We start from the raw sequence: 6640 nt of genomic DNA on the forward strand, positions 1-6640 counted from the left end.
TTGCGGGTTGCCTTTTCAAAATTTCGCCGTTATCATCGCTCGTCTTTTAAGCAACTATTGACACACACATGAAGGCAAAAGCGATATTACTCGCCTCTGTCCTGCTTGTAGGTTGCCAGTCGCAAAACGGCAGCAACGTACAACAGCACGCACAGAGCCTTTCTGCAGCTGGTCAAGGGGAAGCAGGGAAGTTTGCAAGTTCGGCGCGCTGGATGGACGATGGAACATCTTACGCGCAGGATCAAGACTTGTGGACCTCTATTGGCGACGAGCTAAAGATGGGAATTCCGGAAAATCCCCGGATTCGCGAACAGAAACAGAAGTATTTAAGTAATAAGAGCTATCTCCACGATGTAACGTTACGGGCAGAGCCGTATATGTACTGGATAGCCGGGCAAGTTAAGAAACGTAACATGCCTATGGAGCTGGTACTCCTACCCATAGTGGAGAGCGCTTTTGACCCACACGCGACGTCTGGCGCCAATGCCGCAGGCATTTGGCAGATCATTCCGAGCACCGGGCGAAACTATGGTCTGAAACAGACCCGCAACTATGATGCGCGTCGCGATGTTGTCGCTTCAACGACAGCCGCTCTCGACATGATGCAACGTCTGAACAAGATGTTTGACGGCGACTGGCTGTTAACGGTCGCAGCGTATAATAGTGGCGAAGGTCGTGTACTGAAGGCAATGAAAGCGAATAAAGCACGGGGTAAATCCACCGATTTTTGGTCGCTCTCACTGCCACAGGAAACAAAGATTTACGTACCGAAAATGCTGGCATTGAGCGATATTCTCAAGAACAGCAAGCGTTACGGTGTACAACTGCCAACACCAGACGAAAGTCGTGCACTGGCGCGTGTTCGCCTCAGCAATCCAGTTGATATTCAACAGGTTGCTGATATGACGGGTATGTCGGTAAGTAAATTGAAAACCTTTAATGCTGGCGTTAAAGGCTCAACCCTGGGGGCAAGTGGCCCGCAGTATGTAATGGTTCCGCAGAAACATGCCGAGCAGTTACGTGAGTCTTTAGCTTCTGGTGAAATCGCCGCCGTTCAGTCAACGCTGATCGCGGATGCATCATCAGTTAACAGCCGCAGCTATAAGGTTCGTTCAGGTGATACGCTTTCGGGCATCGCGTCACGTCTTGGCGTGAATGCGAAAGATCTGCAGCAGTGGAATAATCTGCGCAGTTCCGGCCTGAAAGTGGGTCAGACTCTGACGGTAGGTGCAGGTAGCAGCGCACAGCGTCTCGCCAGCAACAGCGATAGCATTACCTATCGCGTGCGCAAGGGCGATTCACTGTCCAGTATCGCAAAACGGCACGGCGTGAACATCAAGGATGTGATGCGCTGGAACAATGATACTGACAATCTGAAACCTGGCGACCAGCTGACGCTGTTTGTGAAGAACAGCGCGACGCCAGACTCCTGATAGCACGATCGAAAGATAAAAAGGCACCGATTCCCCTCGGTGCCTTTTTTGTTTATTCCGCTTTTTGCGCTTCAGCCATGATGGTATCGCTGGTAAACGAGCCATCGTCCTGCAGTTCAAAGTACGCCTTTACCTCCGCGGACGCACTCTCCTGATACAGTCTGATCGCCTGGCTCAATGCTTCCGGGGTGCGCATACGCGCGATCCAGGAGCTGAACTCCAGCGGTAAACGATCGGTAATCAACGCGCGCGCGATCAGCCCCGCTTCAGTGATAAGCGACAACCACTCTCCGCTGGCGTAATTTTGCACGTGCGAGGTATCGCGCAGCGCTTCTACCGTCTGCAGCCAGATATTGCGCACCGGGTGTCCGGGAGACATCACATCCATAATGATGAAGGTGCCGCCCGGCTTCAGAACACGTTTGACCTCGCGCAATGCCTGGCCGACATCGTGCCAGTGGTGCGCGGAATAACGGCTGATCACCACCTCAAACGATGCATCATCGAACGGTAAGGATTCGGCATAGCCCTGGCGCGTATCGATGTTGTTCAGCCCTTTCGCTTTTGCCGCCCCGGCAACGACGTCCAGCATCTGGCTGGATAAGTCATACGCGGTAACGTGCGCGACCCGCTGCGCAGCCGTAAAGCTGGCATGCCCTGCCCCGCAGCCTAAATCCAGCACGTGCGCCTGCGGGAACGCCGCCAGACGTTCACCGAGACGCACCAGATCGCGGCCAGAAGCATGCACGGCACTGCTCAGATAGGCACTTGCCTGAGAACCAAACTGTTTTTCTACGTTGTCATGATGGGAGCGTGTTGTTGTCATCGTACTGTCCTTTGTGAGTGAAAAATAAAGGGCAGCACCCGCACAGGCCTGCCCCACGGCAGACCTGACACACCATTATTTATCAGGTTTGCCGGGACTGAATTCGACTAGTAGAGGGTTATGATCCGAGGCGCGCGTCACCAGAACCGAGGCGTCGTGCACGCTCAAACCACGATAGAAGACAAAATCGAGAGGACGACCAAAGGCTTTTTTGCGCTGGTCATCGCTAAAACGAACTTCACGCAGCGACATTTCGCGCGCAAAGCGATACAGCGCATTCATGCGCGGACGACTCCAGGCATTGAAATCGCCAGCCATAATGATGGGACCGCTGTGATGGGCAATCTGATCGCCGATCGGAAGTAACTGCTTACTGTAAACATCCACGCCCAGGCTGAAGTTTACCGCGTGGATATTCACGACCATCAGCATTCGGGTATCCGGCAGCGGATAGACCGTCACCAGCGCCGATTTTGCCAGACGCAGGATAGGTTCACGTTCGCGCAGTGGACAGCAATAGACCGGATGTGCTGCTGAAAGCGTCATCACACCTGAGGGGTGTTGTGGCAGGACAAACGCAGGCACCTGGTCGGCGGCAAGATAGTTCGTGGTGGCAAAGCGTACCAGTTCAGGGGTGGTTTGTGCCTCCTGGAGCAGAACCAGGTGGGCATCTTTTCCAAAATTCTTGAGTACCGATAACCATTCGGCACGCTGCTGCTTAAAGATATTCCACACCAGTACACGGATTTTCTCATCGCTGCTTAACGGTGTGCCGGCGGGTAATGCCTGGCTTATGCTCGCAAATGACCCCGGAGGCAAGATCCTCTCCGCGGGCATTCCGGCAACATAACGCATGGCATAGGTATTTTTTCGCACTTTTGGAAACAGCCTCTGTAACATGAACCAGCCCGGAAAACGGACTGGTTCTAATGTTATAGGGACTTTAGGTCATACTTTCAACGCAATTTCTGAGAAACCGCTTTCCAGTTTTGTAAGCAAGCACTTACTGATGTTAACCCAGCGCGACCCTGGCTGGCTTATCGAGACGTCCACTCAGTCCAATCAGCAGGAAGGCGACCAGGACAATCACCGCGCCAATCCACGGAGTCTGGGCTAATCCAATATGCGCTACGGTTTGTCCGCCAATGATGGAGCCCAGCGCGATGCCAATATTAAATGCGGCAATGTTCAGACCGGACGCCACATCCACCGCATTTGGCGTATAGAGCTCGGCTTTCTGGACAACGTAAACCTGAAGCCCGGGGACATTACCAAAGGCAAAGATCCCCATGACCAGCACGGCGTAGTGTACCGAAGCCGTGAACTGGAAAATCATCAGCAGAACCACCAGGGCGGCGAAGATGAATTTCAGCGCCGGTACCGCACCATGCTTATCCGCAAGCTTGCCGCCCCAGATATTGCCAACGGCAACGGAAATACCGTATCCCAGCAAAATCCAGCTCACGGCATTAGGTGAAAAGCCTGCCAGGTCCTGCATCATCGGCGCCAGGAAGGTGAAAGCCGTGAATACGCCGCCATAGCCCAATGCAGTTACCGCGTAGATAATCAGCAAACGGGGATGCGTGAGCACCTTCAGCTGATCGCGCAGGCTGGCGCTCGCCCGGCCTGGGATATTCGACGGTACCAGCAGCAGGCTGGTCACCAGGGCGATGGCACCCAGTAAGGAGACGGCAAGGAACGTTTCACGCCAGCCGAAGTGTTGTCCGATAAACGTTCCCAGCGGTACGCCCGTAACGAGTGCAACGGTCAGTCCACCAAACATGATCGCAATCGCTGAAGCCGCTTTCTCTTTGGGCACCAGGCTGGTTGCAATGGTGGAACCAATCGAGAAGAACACGCCGTGTGCAAGGCCGGTTAACAGACGCGCAATCACCAGCGTGGTGTAGTCCGGCGCCTGCCAGGCCAGAATGTTGCCAGCGGTGAACAGCACCATCAGCGCGACTAACAGCTGCTTACGCGGAAAACGTCCGGTCAGGGCCGTCAGCACTGGCGCACCGACGGCGACGCCCAGGGCGTAGATAGACACCAGCAATCCGGCGGAAGGCAACGAGATCGCAAGCTGGTTAGCAATAGTGGGAACCAGACCCACGATAACAAATTCGGTCGTGCCAATTGCGAAGGCACTGATCGTCAGGGCAAGTAGCGCCAGTGGCATAAAATACTCCGTATCATCAGGATTAAGATGACAGGCAGTATGCGCCAGTGCTTAAATAACAAAAATGGTCAAAATCTCAATAGAATTTTGCAGGTGGTGCAAAAATGAAAGCAACATCGGAAGAGCTGACAATCTTTGTCGCCGTCGTTGAAAGCGGCAGCTTTAGCCGCGCGGCCGAACAGCTGGGTCAGGCTAACTCAGCCATCAGCCGTTCGGTAAAAAAACTGGAGATGAAGCTTGGAGTGAGTCTGCTTAACCGAACGACGCGGCAGCTGAGCCTGACGGAAGAAGGAGAGCGTTACTTCCGCCGCGTGCAGTCGGTACTGCAGGAGATGGCTGCAGCAGAGACGGAGATTATGGAGACCCGCAGCACGCCGCGTGGATTGCTGCGCATTGATGCGGCCACGCCGGTTGTGCTTCACTTTCTGATGCCGCTGATCAAACCTTTCCGCGAACGCTATCCGGAGATGACGCTATCGCTGGTCTCCTCAGAGACGTTTATCAACCTCATCGAACGGAAAGTGGATGTGGCTATCCGGGCGGGAACCCTGACAGATTCAAGCTTGCGTGCCCGCCCTCTGTTTGCCAGCTACCGCAAAATTATCGCATCGCCAGAGTATATTGCCGAGCATGGGAAACCGGAGACGGTTGAAGATTTGAAGCAGCATTTGTGCCTTGGCTTTACGGAGCCGGTGTCGCTGAACACCTGGCCTGTCGCCTGTCATGATGGTCAACTTCATGAAATTACCTGCGGATTATCGTCAAACAGCGGGGAAACGCTGAAGCAGCTGTGTCTCGAAGGAAATGGTATCGCCTGCTTGTCAGACTATATGATTGACAAGGAGATAGCCCAGGGTGAACTGGTGGAGCTAATGGCCGATAAACGTCTGCCGGTCGAAATGCCTTTTAGCGCGGTGTATTACAGTGACAGAGCGGTAAGTACGCGCATTCGTGCCTTTATTGACTTCCTGAGTGAACATATAAAAACAGCTCCCGGAGGAGCTGTATGAGGGTTCAGGTTACAGAGGGCGGGTCAAACTTAATCCCAGTCAGGAGCTAAACCTTCCGGGCTTACCAGGCGATCGTTGCACTCCAGCGCTGCGATCGCTTTTTTATCGTCTGCATCCAGATGAAGATCCGTTGCTAACAGGTTGCTGGCCAGGTTTTCACGCTTAGTTGATGATGGGATCACGGCATAACCTTCACCGATTGCCCATGCCAGAATCACCTGCGCAGCAGTCGCGTTATGTTTCTCTGCGATACGCGTAATTACCTCATCTTTCAGCGCTTTACCGTAGGCCAGCGTCATGTAGGAGGTGATGTGGATCCCGTGCTGTTTTGCCCAGTCCACGACTTTGCTGTTTTGCAGGTATGGCGACAGCTCAATCTGGTTAGTCGCAATATTTTCTGCGCCAACAGCAGCAATGGCTTTTTCCATCAGCGGAATGGTGAAGTTGGAGATCCCAATTTCACGGGTTAAGCCCTGCTTTTTCGCTTCCAGCAGCGCCTGCATGTATTCTTCTACTGAGACGGCATCATTCGGTGATGGCCAGTGGATAAGGGTCAGATCTACGTAGTCAGTACGCAGTTTTTTCAGACTCTCTTTCAGGCTAGGGATCAGCTTATCTTTGCTGAGATTCTCAATCCAGATTTTCGTGGTGATAAACAGTTCGTTACGCGGTACACCACTCTCTTCGAGAGCTTGTCCAACGGCAGCTTCGTTTTCATAGATCTGTGCCGTATCAACTGCACGATAGCCCAGTTCGAGTGCTGTTTTAACCGATGCGATAACAACGTCGTCTTTCAGGCGGAAAGTGCCCAGACCAAATGCAGGGAGAGTCATACTATTCCTCAATCATTATGTTCGTAAACTGAGGAAGATTATCGCTGGCGTTGTTTTAGAGAAAAAGAGCGCAAAACGCAGAGGATTTTTGCTAATTTCGCAATAATTAAACGACAGATAAGAAAAAATCCCTGAGCGTTAGCTCAGGGCTTCTAATAAGTGGCGGAACGGACGGGACTCGAACCCGCGACCCCCTGCGTGACAGGCAGGTATTCTAACCGACTGAACTACCGCTCCACCGAAGACTGCTGTAACCACCGGATTTATGCACCGGCTTACTACTTAATTTGATGCCTGGCAGTTCCCTACTCTCACATGGGGAGACCCCACACTACCATCGGCGCTACGGCGTTTCACTTCTG

Annotated in this window: 6 protein-coding genes and 1 tRNA gene; 2 read left to right on the top strand and 5 right to left on the bottom strand. The window is 53.1% G+C overall.

The features are described from left to right. Positions 1-68: 68 nt before the first annotated feature. Entirely contained in the window at positions 69-1433 is a 1365-nt protein-coding gene (mltD, locus tag AC27FC_RS10020) for a murein transglycosylase D (protein WP_032661729.1), read from the top strand. Between the two features lie 52 nt (positions 1434-1485). Here mltD and AC27FC_RS10025 read toward each other — a convergent pair whose 3' ends face one another. From AC27FC_RS10025 to AC27FC_RS10035, 3 genes are all read right to left on the bottom strand, one after another. Then, a complete protein-coding gene (locus AC27FC_RS10025; protein WP_048980843.1) occupies positions 1486-2259 on the bottom strand; it encodes a class I SAM-dependent methyltransferase in 774 nt (257 codons plus the stop codon). 75 nt (positions 2260-2334) lie between these two features. Beyond that, on the bottom strand, positions 2335-3135 hold the full coding sequence (locus AC27FC_RS10030) for an endonuclease/exonuclease/phosphatase family protein (RefSeq protein WP_024909448.1): 801 nt from the start codon (positions 3133-3135) through the stop codon (positions 2335-2337). Between the two features lie 136 nt (positions 3136-3271). Further along, positions 3272-4435, bottom strand: coding sequence for an MFS transporter (locus AC27FC_RS10035; protein ID WP_196354790.1), 1164 nt, complete (start codon positions 4433-4435; stop codon positions 3272-3274). A gap of 104 nt (positions 4436-4539) precedes the next feature. Between AC27FC_RS10035 and yafC the strand changes: the two genes are divergently transcribed. Then, positions 4540-5445, top strand: a complete 906-nt coding sequence (gene yafC / locus AC27FC_RS10040) for a DNA-binding transcriptional regulator YafC (RefSeq protein WP_196354791.1) — start codon at positions 4540-4542, stop codon at positions 5443-5445. Between the two features lie 29 nt (positions 5446-5474). Here the strand turns inward: yafC and dkgB are convergent, their stop codons facing one another. Together dkgB and AC27FC_RS10050 are read right to left on the bottom strand one after the other, a co-directional pair. Then, a complete protein-coding gene (gene dkgB / locus AC27FC_RS10045) occupies positions 5475-6278 on the bottom strand; it encodes a 2,5-didehydrogluconate reductase DkgB (protein ID WP_196354792.1) in 804 nt (267 codons plus the stop codon). A gap of 160 nt (positions 6279-6438) precedes the next feature. Next, positions 6439-6515, bottom strand: a tRNA-Asp gene (locus tag AC27FC_RS10050). Positions 6516-6640 lie beyond the last annotated feature (125 nt).

This window comes from Enterobacter sp. C3_dUdeg (genome assembly GCF_057536195.1).